The sequence below is a fragment of the Nocardiopsis mwathae genome (genome assembly GCF_014201195.1).
Taxonomy (GTDB): Bacteria; Actinomycetota; Actinomycetes; order Streptosporangiales; family Streptosporangiaceae; genus Nocardiopsis_C; species Nocardiopsis_C mwathae.
This window is the reverse complement of sequence record NZ_JACHDS010000001.1, coordinates 3,579,384-3,596,698: the sequence shown is the minus strand read 5'-3', so window position 1 is coordinate 3,596,698 and position 17,315 is coordinate 3,579,384. Positions and strand designations below refer to the sequence as shown.

Below are 17,315 nucleotides of genomic sequence, written 5' to 3'. Positions count from 1 at the left end.
CCGCACTCATCCCGGGGGAGCCCATCCTGTGACCGAGACTGCGCTGGCCTTCGGTTTCGGTGTGCTGGCGGCGCTGTTCCCGTTCCTCAACGTGGAGATCTACCTGCTGGGGGCGGCCGCGCTCATGGGCGACGGCGCGCTTTTCGCGATGGCGGTGGCGGCGGGGCTGGGCCAGACGCTCGGCAAGATCGCCTACTACTACCTGGGGCGGGGAGCGCTCGACATCCCGTGGCTCAAGCGGCGGGCGCAGAACCCGGGGCGGTGGAGCGCCCGCATCGCCCGGTTACGGGCCAAGGCCGAGGGACGTCCGTGGTGGACGGCGGGCCTGCTGGCGGTGAGCTCGTTCTCCAGCATTCCGCCGTTCATGTTCGTGGTCGTCCTGGTGGGGGCGCTCCGCTTCCCGCTGTGGGCGTTCGTGTCGGTCGCCATGGCGAGCCGGACGGCGCGGTTCCTGCTGGTGGTCTATGCCCCGGGGACGGTCATGGGGGTGCTGGCCTGACCGCTGCGGCCCGCCCTCAGCGCGTTCCCCAGGCGTAGGTCTGCTTGCGCAGCTTGAGGTAGACGAAGCTTTCGGTACCGGTGACGCTGGGGACCGCGCGGATGTCGGCCAGCACCTCCAGCAGCTGCTCGTCGTCGGCGACCACCACCTCGACCAGGAGGTCGAAGGATCCCGCGGTGATCACCACGTACTCCACACCCGCGACCGCGGAGAGTTCGTCGGCCACCCGGTTGAGGTCCCCGTTGCACCGGACGCCGATCATGGCCTGGCGGCTGAACCCCAGCATCATCGGGTCGGTGACACCGACGACCTGCACCGCGCCGGACTCCAGAAGCCGCTGGACGCGCTGGCGCACCGCCGCCTCGGAGAGGCCGACGGCCTTGCCGATGGCCGCATACGAGCGGCGTCCGTCCTGCTGCAGCTGCTCGATGATGCGCTTGGCGGTCTCGTCGAGCGCGGCGCCCGACGCGTTCTTCCGGGCCGGTGGCTGGGGGGCGCCCATATCGGTCACGTGCTCCTCCGCACTGCTCGGGGTGCTGCTCGGGGTGCTGCTCGGACTTCCGTCGGAACTTCGCAAAGTATCGATTCCGGCGGCGTTAATCCAGGAATTGGTTGTTCTGTCTGAGTTCAACCACGGAATCAACGGTTCCCAGCAGTATTTCACGAGTCACTGGGAGAGCCGGTCGCGCACCGAGTCCAGTGACAGCAGAGCCACATGCAGGGACAGGCACGTCTCCACCGACTCCAGGTCGGCGTCCAGGACGTGGGAGATCCGGCGGAGCCGCTCGTAGAACGCCGGGCGCGAGAGGTGCGCCCGCGAGGCCGCCAGCGCCTTGTTCCGCCCCGCCGACAGGTAGTGGCGGAGCATGTCGGTCAGGTCGCTGGAGTGGCGGTCGTCGTAGGCCAGGAGCGGCCCCAGTTCGCGCTCGACGTAGGTCTGCAGCCGCTCGTCGTCGCGGAAGAGGTGGAGCAGCCCGCGCAGGTGCAGGTCGGGCAGGCGGTAGAAGGGGCGCTGGTCGGTCTGGTGCACGGCGACGTCCCCGACCTGGCGCGCCTCCAGGAAGGAGCGGCGCACATCGCGGATGTCGTCGGTGCCCGAGCCGACCGCCAGGACGCTGGTGCCGCCGACGCGCTCGCGGATCCGGTCGGCCAGCCGGTGCAGGCAGGAGTCCGGTTCGTCCTGGGGGCCCAGCGCCAGCAGGATCCCCACGCGCAGGTCGTCGAGCGAGCCCACGAGCGCGGGCAGCCGCAGCTCGCGGCAGGCGCGCGCGGCCCCCTCGGCGGTGTCGGCGAGCCGGGCCTGGGCCGCGAGCCCGGTGCCACCCTCGCGCAGCCGCAGTACCAGGCCGACGAGGTGGCGGCCCGACAGCGGCACTCCGACCGCCCGCGCCCGGACCAGTGCCTCCTCCGGGTCGGAGTAGGCGCGGTCCACGATCCCGGCGATGATGGTGCGGTGGGTCTGGCGCTCCAGGCTCTCCTGGTGGCGTTCCAGCAGGCGGCCCAGCGCGAGCGTGGTCGCCGCCCGCTCCACCAGCATGGTCTGCCGGGGCGCCGGGGACGCGCCGCAGACCAGGATCAGCCGCCCCCAGTCCTGGCCGCGCGCACCCACCATGGTGACCAGCCACCCGGTGGCCGGGTCGTGGACGGTCCTCGGGCCGCCGCGCACCGCCCGCGACCGGCCCTCCCAGGAGGCGAGGACCGTGGCGGGGTCCTCTCCGTTGAGGTCGCAGGCGAGCACCTGGTGGGCGAGGTTCTCCAGGACGACCGGGCAGCCGGACAGGTGGGCGACCTCCCGCAGCACGTGCGCGGGGCGTGCTCCCTCGACCGAAAGCTGGGTGAAGACCTCGTGCAGCCGTTCGGACTCGCGCAGCTCCTCCAGCTGCTCGTTGACCACCCGGATGTGCACGGCCTCGGTGATCTCGACGAAGCGGGTCTCGCGCTCCAGCGAGATGATCGGGATGCCCGCCTCGGTGGCGGCGTCGAGCAGTGCCTTGGGCAGGTCGGTCTCGGAGGGGTATTTGCGGCCCAGTTCGACGGCGATGCCGCTCACCCCGACGGCGGCCAGGTCCTCCACGTAGCGGCGCAACTCCTCGGGGGAGTCGGGCATGGCGATGCCGGTGGTGAGCACGAGCTCACCACCGCGCAGCAGGTGGGCGAGGTCGGTGACCTCGGCGATGTGCACCCACCGCACCGCCGTGTCCAGGTGCTTGGCACCGGCCACGACCTTGGGACGGGCGCGCTGGAGAGCGGGCAGGCGGAGGACATCGGCAAGGGTGGGCAGCACGGCATCAGTCTAGGTCGGCACGTCAGGGCCGCTACGGGACGGTTTACAGGGTGATGGCGTCGGCCGACGACGGGCCGCTGAATGTGCGGGGGAGACGGTCCGAACCGCGGTCTCCCGTCACGGAACCCGACGGATTCATCACGCTGCGTCCGTGGCGCATTGACAGCCTGTCAGATCCGCTCCCTCGAAATCAACAGTGTGACGCTGGTCAATCGGGGGCCGGGGGCGTGAGACTGAGGTCATGTCGGAACTTCTCGCTCGCCACCGCGCTGTCATGCCCGCCTGGCTCGCCCTCAACTACGAGTCGCCCATCGAGATCACCAGCGGCGGCGGAAGCCGCGTCACGGACGCCGAAGGCCGCACCTACCTGGACTTCTTCTGCGGCATCGTGACCAACATGCTCGGCTACGACGTCGCCGAGGTCCGCGAGGCCGTGGAGCGCCAGCTCGCCAAGGGCGTCGTGCACACCTCGACCCTCTACCTCCTGCGCGGCCAGGTCGAGCTGGCCGAGAAGATCGCCCGCCTGTCCGGAATCCCCGACGCCAAGGTCTTCTTCACCAACTCCGGAACAGAGGCGAACGAGACGGCGCTGCTGCTGGCCACCTGCGCCCGCGGCACCGACCAGGTGCTGGCGCTGCGCAACAGCTACCACGGCCGGTCGTACGGCACCGTCGCCGTCACCGGCAACCGGGGCTGGAAGAACTCCTCCCTGTCCCCGCTCAACGTGCACTATCTGCACGGCACCGACCGCACCGCCCCGGCCTTCCGCGCCATGTCGGACCGGGAGTACATCGAGGCCTGCGTCGCCGACCTGCGCGACGTGCTCGTCACCGCCACCGCCCCCGACGTCGCCTGCCTGATCGCCGAGCCGATCCAGGGCGTCGGCGGCTTCGCCATGGCCCCCGACGGCCTGCTCGCCGCCTACAAGGAGGTCCTGGACGAGCACGGCATCCTGTTCATCGCGGACGAGGTGCAGACCGGATGGGGCCGCACCGGCTCCAGTTTCTTCGGCATCGGCGATCACGGGGTGGTCCCCGACGCCATGACCTTCGCCAAGGGGCTGGGCAACGGGTTCGCGGTGGGCGGCGTGGTGGCGCGCGGCGACCTCATGGACGGGCTCACCGCCAACGGGGTCGCCACCTTCGGCGGCAACCCCGTCTCCATGGCCGCGGCCAACGCCACCCTCGACTACGTGCTCGACCACGACCTGCAGGCCAACGCCGCCCGCAGGGGAGAGCTCATCATGGCCGGGCTGCGCCCGCTCACCGAGCTGTCCAGCGTCGCCGACGTGCGGGGAAAGGGCCTGATGTTCGCCATCGAGATGGCCGACCCCGCCACCGGCGCGCCCGCCCCCGGGCTGGCCGCCGCGGTGATGGAGGGCGCCCGCGAGCGCGGGCTGCTGGTCGGCAAGGGCGGGGTGCACAACAACGTGCTGCGCATGGCGCCACCGCTCAACCTGAGCGAGGAGGACGCGCGGGAGGGCCGCGACATCCTCGTCGATACGGTCACCGCGGTGGATTCCAAGGTGCGTAGCGCCTGACCCCCTGCCCCGGCACAGCAACACCAGGACACCAGGACACCAGGAAAAAGGTCGACTTTCCATGAGCAAGCACGTCACCCACTGGATCGGCGGCAAGCCGTTCACCGGAACCGCCCGGCGGCGCGGAGACATCTACAACCCGGCCACCGGCGAGGTCACCGGAACGGTCGACTTCGCCGGGGCCGCGGAGGTCGACGCGGCGGTGGCCGCGGCGAGTGCCGCGTTCCCGGCCTGGCGCGACACCTCGGTGACCAAGCGCGCGTCCGTGCTCTTCCGGTTCCGCGAGCTGCTGCACGCCAACCGCGAGGAGCTGGCCCGGACCGTGAGCGCCGAGCACGGCAAGGTGTACTCCGACGCCCTGGGCGAGGTCTCCCGCGGGCTGGAGGTCGTGGAGTTCGCCTGCGGCATCCCGCACCTGCTCAAGGGCGGCTACTCGGAGAACGTCTCGACGAAGGTCGACGCGTACTCGATCCTGCAGCCGCTGGGCGTGGTCGCCGGGATCACCCCGTTCAACTTTCCGGCGATGGTGCCGATGTGGATGTTCCCGATCGCCATCGCCTGCGGCAACACCTTCGTGCTCAAGCCGAGTGAGAAGGACCCGTCGGCCGCGCTGCTGCTGGCGGAGCTGTGGGCCGAGGCCGGCCTGCCCGAGGGCGTGTTCAACGTGGTGCACGGCGACAAGGCCGCGGTCGACGGGCTACTGGAGCACGCGGACGTCACGGCGGTCAGCTTCGTCGGCTCGACCCCGATCGCCCGCTACATCTACGAGACGGCCGCCCGCCACGGCAAGCGGGTGCAGGCGCTGGGCGGCGCCAAGAACCACATGGTGGTGCTGCCGGACGCCGACCTGGACCTGGCCGCGGACGCCGCGGTCTCGGCCGGGTTCGGCTCGGCGGGGGAGCGGTGCATGGCGATCTCGGCGGTGGTCGCCGTGGAGAGCATCGCCGACGACCTGGTGGAGCGCGTCCAGGACCGGGTGGCCAGGTTGCGGGTGGGACCGGGCGACGACGAGCGCAGTGAGATGGGCCCGCTGGTGACCGGTCCGCACCGGGACAAGGTCGCCTCCTACCTGGAGTCGGGGGTGCGCGAAGGAGCGACGCTGGCCATCGACGGCCGCGTCCACCCGGTGCTGTGCGGCGAGAACGGCGGGTTCTGGCTCGGTCCGTCGCTGCTGGACCACGTGGCGCCGGAGATGAGCTGCTACCGCGATGAGATCTTCGGTCCGGTGCTGAGCGTGCTGCGGGTACCCACCTACGACGCGGCACTCGACCTGGTCAACGCGAACCCGTACGGCAACGGGACGGCCATCTTCACCAACGACGGCGGCGCTGCGCGGCGCTTCCAGAACGAGGTGGAGGTGGGGATGGTCGGGATCAACGTGCCGATCCCGGTGCCGATGGCGTTCTACTCGTTCGGCGGGTGGAAGGCGTCGCTGTTCGGTGACTCGCATGCGCACGGCGCCGAGGGCGTGCACTTCTACACGCGGACGAAGGCGGTCACCGCACGGTGGCTGGACCCCAGCCACGGCGGGGTGAACCTGGGGTTCCCGACCAACGGTTGAGCAATGCCTGACCCGTATCGCGGGTTATTCGCCATCGAAATGCCGCGTTCACTGACCGCAGGGCGCGTCAAGGAGTAAGGTGGGCACCGGTTCGTCACTCCACGGTTCCGATGGCCGAGGCCGTGTATGACGTCCGTGAAGCCGATCAGGGAAGACGTACTCATTTCCCCTCCTCCCCCCATGGAAGCGGGTGCGTCGGCCGAGGCGCTCCGGGTCCTGTCTCCCCCTGGACCCGGAGCGTCCTCGCCCTTTCGCGCTCATGGGATGGCCCTGTGGTCCTCCCTTTCGGCCCGCGCCGGGCCTTTCGTCCCGCCGGCCCTCGTGTGACCCTTCGTTCGGGTGGACGTGCGGCCGCCCGTCAGTGCAGGACCAGTTCCTGCTCCCGGGATCGGGCCGCGTGCGCCTCGACGATTCCGGCGCACTCGTCGCATCCGTAGACCTCGTGACCCTCGGGCAGCCCGCCCAGTGGAGTTCGGGGCCGCGGCCACTTCACGTGGCAGATCGCACAGGCATCCCCCATGATCTGTGCGGTGCTCAGTGACCCCGGGTCGAAGATGTACCTCTCGGTAGTGGCTGTGGTGGCTGGTGCATTCTCTGCGTCCGATGGGCGCATGGTGCCAAGACCGCTCAACGTCCCTGCTCCCCCCGTGGTTTAGGACAGTCTGGCGGGCCTATCGATTCGGGCTCTTATTGAACCAGAAACAGTCTGCTATCGGAATAGCTCGGTCCGATTTTCGTGACTGTGAGCTTACCGAGAATGACTCTCGGTAGCAATAGTGGCAAGGAAACGGACAAGTGCGTCATAGAACGCGAAACTTGTCCGTTATGACCTAGTGCTTAACGGCAATCGTGAACCGCCGCAGCCGCAATGCGGGGTTTTTGGCCCGGACCTCTGCCACGCGGTCCGCGGTGATCCGGCCGACCGCTACTCCGGTCTGCTCACCCAATGCGACGACCGGTGTCCCCATGGGGTCGATGATCATGCTGTGCCCGGCGCCGGTGGGGGCGTTCTGTCCGGCGGCCGCCACGTACATGGTGTTCTCGATGGCCCGCGCCCGCGCCAGGGTGATCCAGTGGTCCTCCTTCAAAGGTCCCGGCACCCAGTCCGCGGCGAGTAGCAGCACGTCGGCGCCGGCGTCGGCGATCCGCCGGGTGACCTCGCAGAAGCGCAGGTCGTAGCAGGTCTGCAGGCCGAAGGTGAGGTCGTCGACGGTGAACGTCCGCGGCTCCTCGATCCGGCCCGGCTCGACGACCGCCGACTCCGTCATCCCGAACGCGTCGTACAGGTGCAGCTTGCGGTAGACGGCCGCGATCGTGCCGTCGGGCGCCACGGCCACCAGGGTGTTGCGGAACCGCTCCGCGTCCGGCCGCCCCTCCAGCACTCCGGCGACCACGTGCACCCCGTGGCGCCGGGCGACCTCGGCCAGGCCGGAGACGAACGGCCCGTCCAGCGCCTCGGCCGCCGCGAGGAACCGCCGGTCGATGGCGGGCGCGGTGAACATCGCGTACTCGGGGAGCAGTACCACCTGTGCCCCCCGCTCCGCGGCCTCGGCGACCATCCCGCCCACCGTGGCCAGGTTCTCCCTCTTGTCCTGTCCCGGGGCGAACTGCCCCACCGCCACCTGCACCATGCTGTCCTCGCTCCCTCGTACACGTCGGCCGACCCGGTCCGCCGGGCACCGGCGGGGCGTCGCCGGGCGGGTCCCATCGTGGCAAAAACGGTGGGGTGCCCGCAGTGGTCGCGGGCACCCCACCGTTCGGAGGGAGGGGGCGGGCTCGTCATCCGAGCCGGGCGAACGCCTCCTCCAGGATGGACAGCCCTTCGTCGAGCAGGTCGTCGCCGATCACCAGCGGCGGCAGCATCCGGATGACGTTGCCGTAGGTGCCCGCGGTCAGCAGCACCAGGCCCTGGCCGTGGCAGTGGCGCACGACCTCGGCGACGGCGTCGGTCGCCGGGGTCATGTCACCGCCGCCCTTGACCAGCTCGATCGCGATCATCGCGCCGCGGCCGCGCACGTCGCCGATGATGTCGTGCTCGGCGGCCAGCGCGCGCAGGCGGCCCAGCATGGTCTCGCCGATGGCGCGTGCGCGCGCGGTGAGGTCCTCCGACTCGATGACCTCCAGCGACGCCAGCGCGGCGGCGCAGGCCGCGGGGTTGCCGCCGTAGGTGCCGCCCAGGCCGCCCGCGTGCACGGCGTCCATCAGGTCGGCGCGCCCGGTCACCGCCGCCAGCGGCAGTCCGCCCGCGATGCCCTTGGCCGTCGTGATCAGGTCCGGGACGACGCCCTCGTGGTCGCAGGCGAACATCCGCCCGGTGCGGGCGAAGCCGGTCTGCACCTCATCGGCGATGAAGACGATGCCGTTGTCCCGGCAGAACTCGGACAGTGCCGGGAGGAATCCCGCGCCCGGCTCGATGAAGCCGCCCTCGCCCTGGATCGGCTCGACCAGCACCGCCGCGACGTTGTCCGCGCCGATCTGCTTGCCGATCTGGTCGATGGCCTGCCGTGCCGCCTCCGGTCCGCAGTTCTCCGGGCCGGTCGGCCACCGGAACGGGTAGGCCATCGGCATCCGGTACACCTCGCCGGCGAACGGGCCGAACCCCTGCTTGTAGGGCATGTTCTTGGCGGTCAGCGCCATGGCGAGGTTGGTGCGGCCGTGGTAGGCGTGGTCGAACACGACCACGGCCTGGCGCCCGGTGGCGCTGCGCGCGATCTTCACCGCGTTCTCCACCGCCTCGGCACCCGAGTTCAGCAGGATGGAGCGCTTCTCGTGGTCGCCCGGGGTGACCCGGTTGAGCGCCTCGCACACCTCGACGTAGTTCTCGTAGGGGTTGACCATGAAGCAGGTGTGGGTGAAGCGCGACAGCTGTTCGCCGGCCCGCTCGACCACGCGCGGGTCGGCGTTGCCCACGTTGGTCACGGCGATTCCCGACCCGAAGTCGATCAGGGCATTGCCGTCGATGTCCTCGACGATCCCGCCGCCGGCCCGCTGCACGTAGACGGGCAGGACACTGCCCACGCCCTGCGCCACCGCCCGGCGGCGGCGCTCCTGCAGCGCGCGCGATTGCGGTCCGGGGATCTCGGTGACGATCCGCCGGGCCTGCGGGATCTCGGTCGTGGCCATGGGCTGTCCTCCCTCAAGTACGCGAGTCGGCTCGACACTACGGTTCGGCGGACCCGCCCGGTTATCTCCGCTCTGGATAAGATCGGGGGAGTTCTTGGCCAATGTGGTGATCGGGAGAGACCGTGCCGCCCACACTCGGCGCCCTGCTGCGCACCCCGCGGCTCCGGCTGCGCCTGCTCGCCGGGGATGACCGGCTCGACCGGGAGGTGCGCTGGGTCGCCGTCAGCGAGCTCACCGACCCCACCCCCTACCTGGAGGGCGGCGAACTCGTCCTCACCACCGGCGTGCGCTGGACCGAGGGGGCGCAGGCCGCGCGCGACTACGTGCGTCGGCTGGTCCGCCGCGAGGTCAGCGGCCTGGGCTTCGGCAGCGGGGTGGCCCACGACGACGTTCCCACCGATCTGGTCGACGCCGCCCGGGAGCTCGGGCTCCCACTCGTCGAGGTGCCGCGGCCGACGCCGTTCATCGCGGTCGGCAAGGAGGTCTCCCGCCTCCTGGCCAAGGAGTCCTACGAGGGGCTGAGCCGGGCCTTCGCCGCGCAGCGCCGCCTCACCCAGGCGGCGCTGCGCGGCGCCGAGGCCATCGTCGACCGGCTCTCCGGCGAGGTCGGCGACTGGCTGCTGCTGCTCGGCCCCGACGGCGCGCCCCGGCACGCGGTTCCGGCCCGTGCCGCGGCGCGCGCGGCCGACCTGGCCGCCGAGGTGCGCCGCCTGCGCGAGGCGCGGCAGCGGGCCGGCGCGTCGGTGTCGGCCGGCGGGGAGACGGCCGCGGTGCAGCCGCTGGGTGTGGGCGGCCGGGTCCAGGGGTTCCTCGTGGTCGGGGGCGCGGACCGGCTCGGTTCCGAGGAGCGGACCCTGGTCAACGCGGCCGTGTCGCTGCTCTCGCTGGAACTGGAGCGCACCGCGCCCGACCGCGGAGCAGGCCTGCGCGAGGGTCTGCTGGAGGCGCTGCTCGACGGCGCGGTGGAGGTGGAGCGCGCGGCGGCGGAGGGGCTGCTGGCCGCGCTGCCCGTGCCGCCGGTGGCCGTGGCGCTGGCCCCGGCGGAGACGGGCCGCGCCGCGCTGCGCGACCCGGCGCTGGACCGCTGCCTGGCAGCGGAGCTGGACGACCGGGTGGCGGTACTGGGCGCCGCCGCAGACGACCCCGGGGGAACGCTGGCCCGGCTGACCGGCGGCCCCGTGGGCGTGGGCGGGCCGGGGGGCTATCGGGACCTGCCCATGGCCGCAAGCCAGGCGGAACGCGCTCTGGAGGCGGCGCGCCGCGACGCCCGCACGCTGGTCCGCTCGGCCGACCTGCCCGGCGGCTTCCTCGGCCTGGTGGACACCCCGGCCGGCGCGCGGCTCGCCGGCGACCTGCTGGCCCCGCTGCTGGCCCACCGGTCGGCCGACGACCTGCTGCGGTCGCTGCGCGCCTACCTCGCCGCCGCGGGGCGGTGGGACGCGGCCGCCGAAGCGCTGGGGGTCCACCGGCACACGCTGCGGTACCGGATCACCAGGATCCGCGAGCTGCTCCCCGGCGACCTCGACGACCCCGACTACCGCGCCGAGCTGTGGCTGGCGCTGCGCACCCTGGAATCGGGCTGAGGCGGCGCCCTCGGCCGGGGAGGCGGGAATCGGTCGTGCGCCGGGGGAAGAATCCGCTGGCCACAGTGGCGTGATTGGTATCCCCGACGAATCGGAAAGCATGGGAAAGCATCGGTGGGCAATGTCCGGGCGGTTTATCGCCCCGACTCGCTGATCGTTTCCACCGCTCCCCGTTCGCCCGGTTCAATGGGGACTCCGTGAACTGCGGAATCGGATCGGAAGCGGATCGGAAACGGGTCGGGATACGGGCGGTGCGGCTCGCGGTCGCGGCCGGAGTCGGACCGATGAACGGAGGGCGTACGGCGGAGGAACGCGCGGGGACGGGCGGAAGAGCCTGTAGTGCAGGGGATCGCGCGTGCGTCGTCGGCCCCGCGGGATTCCGACACTCGTGCGTCGAGGGCGATTACCGGATAGAGGGCATGGAACCTCGGAATCGTCCGCTCCACCGGAAAGAAATCTTCGAGAAACGGTGCGAAAGGCGGTCGGGTAGCAATACGCTCACAATCCCATGACGCGAACGATTCGCGCCGGGGCGCCCCGAGGAACCCGGACGCGGATCGGACATCTGGAGGCGTGCCTTGCTCGCGATCGGTGACCAGTTGCGCGAAATCCTGGCAATACCCGGCGTCTGCGGGGTGGCCCTGGTGGATTACCGAAGCGGCCACGTCCTCGCCGCACTCGGGCCGGACCCCGTCGCCGAGCGGGAGCAGGCCCGCCGGTCGGCCCGCTCCATCGGCCGGGTCGTGGGCGAGCGCCTGTTCCGGGCGCCGTGCGGGAGCGGCCGCGGTGTGCCGGAGGACCTCCTCGTCACCCGGAGCGACACCCACCTGTTGGTCGCGGCCGTGCGCGCGGGGCCGGGCACCCGGCTGGGCGTGCAGATCCGGATGGGCCGGAACGACGGCGCCCTCGCCGTCGTCCGCAGGAGGGTGCGCGGCGTGCTGCGCGGTTCCCGCCGCGGTCGTCCGGCCCCGGTCCCCGAACAGGCCCCACGACCGCTTCCCCCCCGACCCCGTCCCGCCCCCTGCTCCACCGCCCCCGCGGACCGCGGCGGCACACTGCTCGCCGACCGCCCCGACACCGCGACCCTGCACCGCGTCCTGGCGGCGCTCAAGGCGCTCTGACCCGCCGCGCCGCCCGGCCCGCGGGCCCGAACCCGCGGGAGCCGACGCTCCCGACCGGGGCCCCGGACCGCCCCTTTCCCCGTGCTACCAGGAGTTTTTTCTCCGTTCTTCCTGCACGTCGACCGCCGCGGGAGCACAATAGGGGCCACTGACCGGGGGTGGTCGGCTGATCACGTCCCGGTCGAGCCGGTTCTCATCCGCGATTCGACATGGGGTGCGACGTGTCGGTCCCTTCTCCCGACTCCTTCGTCCGGGACCGCCGCCGAGGCGGCCCGGCGCGTGCGGAACGCGACCCGCGCTCGGTGCCGTCGAACGGCTCCCGCGGTTCCAACGGATCCGGCAGACCCACCGGGCACGACGGCGACGTCACCGTGCTCATCGTGCCGCCCGCGGCACCGTCCCGCCCGGCCGCCGCCCCACCGCAGCCGGAACCCCATCCCGGGCACCACCGCACCGGCGACGGCCGTATCCGCGCCCTGCTCGACTACTACAGGGCCTGCGTGCACCGCGAGGCCGTCCTCGACCACCTCATCGAGCTCGGCGTCACCGACTCCGCCACCGCCTCGCCCACCCACATCTGCCTGCCCGCCGGCGCCGAGGCCCTGTTCAGCGGCGCGGGGGAGGCCCTGCAGGTCCCGCCGGAGGCCGGGGCGCTGCTGCGGCGGGCCGAACGCGACGGCCGCCCGCTGCGCTACGGCTACCCGGTCGTCCTGCTCGCCCCCGAGGCCGACGACGGCACCGGCCCCGGCGACGTCATCGACTCCCGCTGGCGGGCCGCCCCGCTGCTGGTCGCCGATGTCGAGGTCGTCCCCGGCACCGGCGAGTCGCGGGTGCGCGCCGTCTCCGAGCCCGACATCAACCCCGCGCTGCTGCGGCGGGCCGGCATCACGCACCCCGACGAGCTCGCCGCACTGCGCGGCGTTCTGCGCCAGGGCAACCCCGAGGGGGCGCGCCCCCACGACGCCGTCGTCGGCGACCTGGAGGCCAAGGTCCGCACCCTGCTCACCCGGCTCGACACCGACCGGGTCGACGACATCCTCCCGCGCGCGATGCGCGGCACCCTCCCGCAGGTCTACCCGCGCGCGGGCGCGCACAACGTCGCGATGCTGTTCCGGGCCGGCCCCGCCGCGAACACCGCCGTCGAGGAGGAGCACCCGGGGACGGTGGCCGGCCTCCTCGCCGACCTCGACTCCGGCCACCGCGACGGCCCGCGCCCCGGCCAGGCCGTCGGCACCGCGCTGGAGGCGCTGCTGGAGGGCGAGCTCGCGGCGGAGCGGTCGGCCGCCGACGGCGGGGGCGCGGGAGGCGACGCGGTGCCGCCCGTGGCCGCGGCCCGCCTCACCGAGGCGCAGTACGCGATCCTGCGGTCGGCCATGCGGGAGCGCCTGACCGCGGCGGCGGCTCCACCGGGGACGGGTGTCGACGACCTCGTCGACGCCGTCGTGCGGACCGCCGTGGTGGCCGGGCACACCGTGCTGGTCGCGGCGGCCGAGGAGAGCCTGCTGGACCGGGTCGTGTCCCGGGCCGGAGAGGCCCCCGGCCACCTGATCCTGCGCACCGGTTCGCCCGAGCACCGCACCCGGGAGATCCGCAGCCTGGAGCGGCTCGCCGAGCAGCCCCCGGCCGCGCCGGAGCCCGCTCCCCACGACGGCGGCCTGCGCGACGACTGGGCGCGGGTGGACAGCGCGTGGAGATCCATCGACGCGATCGCCCGCAACGGCCACGTCCTCGCGCTGCTCGCCGAGGAGCGCGACCGGATGATCTGCCTGGGCTGGGACCCCGACGTGCTGTTCACCTCCGAGCGCGGCGATCCGGGCTACTGGCTGCGGCGCGCCGAGCGGGCGCGCGGTGGCGGCTTCGTCGCGCTCGCCCACCGCTCCGCCATCCGCCGCGAACTCGGCGTGGAACCCACCCCGGACAACCTCCGCCAGCTGTGCCGCGCGGCCAAGGTGGAACTCGACTGGCGTACCGCACTGGACCGCCGCGGCCGCGTCCCCCGGCTCACCGACCTGGTGGCCGACCTTGAGGCGGCTCAGGCCTGCCACCGCCTGTCCGGCGCCTCGCGCCTGCACAGCGCCGTCACCCGGCGGGCCGGTCAGGGGCGCCAGGCGCTGCTCAACCGTCTGGAGACGCTCAACTGGCACCACACGACCGGCTGGCCGGGCTTCGCCCACCTGCTGGCCGTCGTCCCGGCCTGGGCGGTCGGGGTCGGCTCGGCCCGCGCGCTGCCGCCGCAGGCCGGCCTGTTCGACCTGGTCGTCGTGGCCGGCGCGGACCAGTGCCGGATGGCCGAGGTGCTGCCGCTGCTCTACCGTGCGAAGCGGGCGCTGGTCATCGGCGACCCCGCCCAGTCGGCTCCCCCTACCCTGTTGGAGCCGGCGGAGGAGCGCCGGCTGCGCGGTGCAGCCGGCCCCACCTGGCTGGAGCGGCGCCCGGAGCTCGCCCACGGCGGCTCCTCGGCCTACCGGGCGTGTGCCGCGGCCACCGCGGCCGCCGGGCGCCCCGAGCTGTGGCTCGACGAGCACGACCGCTCCCACCCGGCCATCGCCGCGGTGGCCTCCCGGCGCTGCTACGGCGGCCGGATCGCGGTGGCCACCGACCCCACCCGGGACCGGGACACGGCGCGGGAGAGCGGTGCCCCGCCGCTCGAAAGCGCCATGGGCGGGCGCGCCGTGGAGTGGCGGCACTTCTCCGGTGAGTGCGAACCGGTGCCCGGCGCGTCCGCGGTCAACCGGGAGGAGGCCTACCGGGTCGCCGTCGTCCTGCAGGAACTCGACGGGTCGCTGCCGGAGGGCGCCGTCGTCGGCGTCATCGCCCCCTTCCAACCCCAGTGGGCGCTGCTGCGGCGGCTGGTGCGGCGGCAGCGCTTCCGCCGGGAGGTCAGGGTCGGCGGTCCCGAGGACTTCCGCGGTGCCGAGGACGGCGCGGTGGACGTCATGGTGGTCTCGCCGACGGTGGCCGTCGGCGCGTCCGCCCGGCTCGCCGACCGGGCCGTGGGCGCCGACCAGGTGTGGGCCACCGCGCTCACCCGCGCGGTGTCGCGACTGATCGTCGTCGGCGACCGGGTGTTCTGGGCGGGGACCGACGGTCCGCTGCGCGACCTGTGCGCCAGCGGCCACACCGGTGACGGGGAGAACGCGGCGCTGCGCGCGCTGCGCGGGGCACTGGGGGAGCGGGGCGCGCCCTTCACTCCCGGCCCGTCGTTCCACGGGCACGCGGCCGACCTGTGCGTCACCGCCGAGGCGGGCCAGGTTCTGGTCCTGCTGGACCAGGCGGAGAACGGCCCCGAGCTACGCCGCCTCATGGCCCATGGCGACCTGCTGACCAGGTTGAGCGGCCACCCCAGTGTGTGTGTTCCGGCCTGGCGCTGCCTGCACGACCCGGGATCGGTGGCCGAGGAGATCCTGCACGCCGACCCCCGGGAACGGTAGCGCCGATCCCGTCCCCCTTCCTTTCCGCGGGGCGCGGAGCGACCGGGGGTGGGAGCGGCCCGTGAGCCGCCGATACCTCCGGGATCACCGCAGGATCCGGAGGGACCGCCGCTGGAAGGCCAGCAGCTCGTCGGCGACGGCGCGCGCGTCGGGTGCGCGGCGCAGCGCGGTGCGGAAGTCGGCGCGGACGAGCATGCGGGCCAGCCCGGACAGGATGCGCATGTGGTCCTCGCCGCCGCTGGCGGGGGCGGCGATCAGGAAGACGAACCGGGCGGGCCCGTCCGGGCCGGAGAAGTCGACACCGTCGGCGCACACCCCCACGGCCAGGCTCGGCACGGGGACGTGTGTGGAGCGTGCGTGCGGAAGCGCCACTCGCCCGTGCATGCCGGTGGGCATCCGCTCCTCGCGGTCGCGCACGTCGGCGAGGAAGCCCTCCAGGTCGGTGACCCGGCCCGCGACGTAGAGCAGCTCCGCGAGCCGCCGTGTGGCCTCGTCCCAGTCGGCGGCCACGAGCCCGGTGTCGACGAGGTCCTCGGTGACCAACGGCGTCTCCGAGACGAACATCGCGCGCCTTTCTCGATCGGGGGGTACGCACGGGGGAGGAGGGCACAGCCGGCTCGGGCGAGGGGTTCCCGGCGGCATGGTCCCGATTACACACCTGTGTGAACACGCTGTGTCATCAGGTTGGGTGCCGGACAGGCGGGGTGTCAATGGGACACTCTCCGGCGAGCTGCGCTGACAGCCTGATGGCGGTTCAAATGCGGAGGAAACGCCCGAGATCGGGCGGGGTTCGGGGTGTCCGGATGGGTGAAGTGGAACCAGACCGTTTGCCCCGGTTCGGCGCGTCCGGCGGATAGAGTGCCAGACGGCCGGGCGCGAGCGCGGCGAGGACGAGCGGACGGCAGGTGAGGCCGTCGTGGGAGGAGCGACGTGCCCGAGGGACACACCCTGCACCGGCTGGCGAGCCACTTCACCAAGCACTACGGCGGTTCCCGGGTGCGGGTCAGCAGCCCGCAGGGGCGGTTCGCCGACGGCGCGCGGCGGATCGACGGGCGCACCCTGATGGGCGCCGAAGCCCACGGCAAGCAGCTGTTCTGCGGGTTCGACTCCGGTGACTGGCTCCGCGTCCACCTCGGCCTCTACGGGGCCTGGACGTTCGGTGACGCCGACGGCGAACGCTACCTGGGCGCACCGCGCGCCGAGAACGGCGAGCGGCGCGAGCTGGACCGCGACGGCGACGGCTTCGTGGTGGCGCCGCCCCCGGTGGGCGCCGTCCGGGTGCGGATCGTCACCGCCTCGAGCTGGGCCGACCTGCGCGGCCCGACCGCCTGCGAGGTCATCACCGAAGAGGAGAAGCTGGCCGTCCAGGCCAAGCTGGGGCCGGACCCGCTGCGTGACGATGCCGACCCCGAGCGGGCGTGGCGGGTGGTCAGCCGGTCGCGCACCACGATCGCGGCGCTGCTGATGCGCCAGGACGTCATCGCGGGGGTGGGCAACATCTACCGGGCCGAGTCGCTGTTCCGCGCCGGGATCGACCCCTACCGCGCCGGGCGCGACCTGGCCCGCGAGGAGTGGGACGCCCTGTGGGCGGACCTGGCCGACCTGCTCCACGACGGGGTGCGCGACGGCTACATCATCACCACCCGGCCCGGGCACCGCCCCGACCCCGAGGCGCGCCCCGTGCCCCGGCCCGACACCCTGTACGTCTGCTACCGCACGGGCGAGCCGTGCCGGGTGTGCTCGACGCCGATCAGCGCGGCGGAGCTGGCCGGGCGCAACCTCTTCTGGTGCCCGACCTGCCAGGCCCGGTGACGGCCGGGCCGGTGCCGCCGGGCCACCCGCGCGGGTGGCCTCAGTCGGCGGGCCGGCGCTGCTCGATGATGCAGTCGGGGCCGGGGAACATCAGGGTCTCGTGGCCGTCGTCGAAGCGCACGCGGTAGGGCGGACTGCCCTGTGAGCCGCGCACCTCGACGATCTCCCCGACGTGCTCCTTCATCCCGACGACGCGGCCCTTGATCCGCACTCGGTCGCCGACGGTTGCGTGCATTGCGATCTCCCCGGGTAGCGGTCTGCACATCCAGGTCGGCGCCCGGGTCGCCCCGAGCGCCGCACAGCCGGGGACCTACCCACCCGCGACGATGCTCGAACGTGTCCGACCGGACACGGGAACGGC

At 72.9% G+C, this 17,315-nt stretch carries 14 protein-coding genes; 7 read left to right on the top strand and 7 right to left on the bottom strand.

Features of this window, described 5'->3' with window-relative positions; genetic code table 11:
* Positions 1-28: 28 nt before the first annotated feature.
* Positions 29-499, top strand: coding sequence for a VTT domain-containing protein (locus HNR23_RS15430; RefSeq protein WP_184076248.1), 471 nt, complete (start codon positions 29-31; stop codon positions 497-499).
* A gap of 16 nt (positions 500-515) precedes the next feature.
* Here HNR23_RS15430 and HNR23_RS15425 read toward each other — a convergent pair whose 3' ends face one another.
* Positions 516-1,001 (bottom strand): Lrp/AsnC family transcriptional regulator, encoded by a 486-nt coding sequence (locus HNR23_RS15425; RefSeq protein WP_184080383.1) that lies wholly within the window; start codon positions 999-1,001, stop codon positions 516-518.
* A gap of 165 nt (positions 1,002-1,166) precedes the next feature.
* Positions 1,167-2,783 carry a PucR family transcriptional regulator ligand-binding domain-containing protein gene (locus HNR23_RS15420; protein ID WP_184076247.1) on the bottom strand — a complete coding sequence of 539 codons (1,617 nt, stop codon included), beginning with the start codon at positions 2,781-2,783 and terminating at the stop codon, positions 1,167-1,169.
* Positions 2,784-3,024: 241 nt separating this feature from the next.
* Between HNR23_RS15420 and HNR23_RS15415 the strand changes: the two genes are divergently transcribed.
* Together HNR23_RS15415 and HNR23_RS15410 are read left to right on the top strand one after the other, a co-directional pair.
* On the top strand, positions 3,025-4,323 hold the full coding sequence (locus HNR23_RS15415; RefSeq protein ID WP_184076246.1) for an aspartate aminotransferase family protein: 1,299 nt from the start codon (positions 3,025-3,027) through the stop codon (positions 4,321-4,323).
* 61 nt (positions 4,324-4,384) lie between these two features.
* Positions 4,385-5,884, top strand: a complete 1,500-nt coding sequence (locus HNR23_RS15410; protein WP_184076245.1) for a CoA-acylating methylmalonate-semialdehyde dehydrogenase — start codon at positions 4,385-4,387, stop codon at positions 5,882-5,884.
* Positions 5,885-6,242: 358 nt separating this feature from the next.
* Here HNR23_RS15410 and HNR23_RS27650 read toward each other — a convergent pair whose 3' ends face one another.
* The 3 genes from HNR23_RS27650 to gabT form a co-directional block, all read right to left on the bottom strand.
* On the bottom strand, positions 6,243-6,404 hold the full coding sequence (locus tag HNR23_RS27650; protein ID WP_394353780.1) for a hypothetical protein: 162 nt from the start codon (positions 6,402-6,404) through the stop codon (positions 6,243-6,245).
* A 310-nt stretch (positions 6,405-6,714) separates the two neighbouring features.
* Positions 6,715-7,515, bottom strand: a complete 801-nt coding sequence (locus tag HNR23_RS15400; RefSeq protein ID WP_184076244.1) for a carbon-nitrogen hydrolase family protein — start codon at positions 7,513-7,515, stop codon at positions 6,715-6,717.
* Between the two features lie 148 nt (positions 7,516-7,663).
* The gene (gene gabT, locus HNR23_RS15395) at positions 7,664-9,007 is read right to left on the bottom strand and encodes a 4-aminobutyrate--2-oxoglutarate transaminase (protein WP_184076243.1); all 1,344 of its coding nucleotides are present in this window, start codon (positions 9,005-9,007) and stop codon (positions 7,664-7,666) included.
* Positions 9,008-9,129: 122 nt separating this feature from the next.
* Here gabT and HNR23_RS15390 point away from each other — a divergent pair, with 122 nt between their 5' ends.
* The 3 genes from HNR23_RS15390 to HNR23_RS27520 all read left to right on the top strand — a co-directional run bounded on the left by HNR23_RS15390 (position 9,130) and on the right by HNR23_RS27520 (position 15,142).
* Positions 9,130-10,590, top strand: coding sequence for a PucR family transcriptional regulator ligand-binding domain-containing protein (locus HNR23_RS15390; RefSeq protein WP_184076242.1), 1,461 nt, complete (start codon positions 9,130-9,132; stop codon positions 10,588-10,590).
* A 644-nt stretch (positions 10,591-11,234) separates the two neighbouring features.
* Positions 11,235-11,711, top strand: a complete 477-nt coding sequence (locus HNR23_RS15385; protein ID WP_184076241.1) for a hypothetical protein — start codon at positions 11,235-11,237, stop codon at positions 11,709-11,711.
* Positions 11,712-11,932: 221 nt separating this feature from the next.
* On the top strand, positions 11,933-15,142 hold the full coding sequence (locus HNR23_RS27520) for an AAA domain-containing protein (RefSeq protein WP_184076240.1): 3,210 nt from the start codon (positions 11,933-11,935) through the stop codon (positions 15,140-15,142).
* An 84-nt stretch (positions 15,143-15,226) separates the two neighbouring features.
* Here HNR23_RS27520 and HNR23_RS15375 read toward each other — a convergent pair whose 3' ends face one another.
* Positions 15,227-15,706 (bottom strand): PTS sugar transporter subunit IIA, encoded by a 480-nt coding sequence (locus tag HNR23_RS15375; RefSeq protein ID WP_184076239.1) that lies wholly within the window; start codon positions 15,704-15,706, stop codon positions 15,227-15,229.
* A 366-nt stretch (positions 15,707-16,072) separates the two neighbouring features.
* Between HNR23_RS15375 and HNR23_RS15370 the strand changes: the two genes are divergently transcribed.
* Positions 16,073-16,954, top strand: coding sequence for an Fpg/Nei family DNA glycosylase (locus tag HNR23_RS15370; RefSeq protein ID WP_184076238.1), 882 nt, complete (start codon positions 16,073-16,075; stop codon positions 16,952-16,954).
* A 40-nt stretch (positions 16,955-16,994) separates the two neighbouring features.
* Here HNR23_RS15370 and HNR23_RS15365 read toward each other — a convergent pair whose 3' ends face one another.
* Complete coding sequence (locus HNR23_RS15365; protein ID WP_184076237.1) at positions 16,995-17,189, bottom strand: DUF1918 domain-containing protein; 195 nt, start codon at positions 17,187-17,189, stop codon at positions 16,995-16,997.
* Positions 17,190-17,315: the final 126 nt, after the last annotated feature.

Coding starts and splice junctions, on each gene's coding strand:
- HNR23_RS27650 (WP_394353780.1), bottom strand. CDS start 6,404: ATGGGGGATGCCTGTGCGATCTGCCACGTGAAGTGGCCGCGGCCCCGA.
- HNR23_RS15365 (WP_184076237.1), bottom strand. CDS start 17,189: ATGCACGCAACCGTCGGCGACCGAGTGCGGATCAAGGGCCGCGTCGTC.
- HNR23_RS15400 (WP_184076244.1), bottom strand. CDS start 7,515: ATGGTGCAGGTGGCGGTGGGGCAGTTCGCCCCGGGACAGGACAAGAGG.
- gabT (WP_184076243.1), bottom strand. CDS start 9,007: ATGGCCACGACCGAGATCCCGCAGGCCCGGCGGATCGTCACCGAGATC.
- HNR23_RS15375 (WP_184076239.1), bottom strand. CDS start 15,706: ATGTTCGTCTCGGAGACGCCGTTGGTCACCGAGGACCTCGTCGACACC.
- HNR23_RS15415 (WP_184076246.1), top strand. CDS start 3,025: ATGTCGGAACTTCTCGCTCGCCACCGCGCTGTCATGCCCGCCTGGCTC.
- HNR23_RS15425 (WP_184080383.1), bottom strand. CDS start 1,001: ATGGGCGCCCCCCAGCCACCGGCCCGGAAGAACGCGTCGGGCGCCGCG.
- HNR23_RS15410 (WP_184076245.1), top strand. CDS start 4,385: ATGAGCAAGCACGTCACCCACTGGATCGGCGGCAAGCCGTTCACCGGA.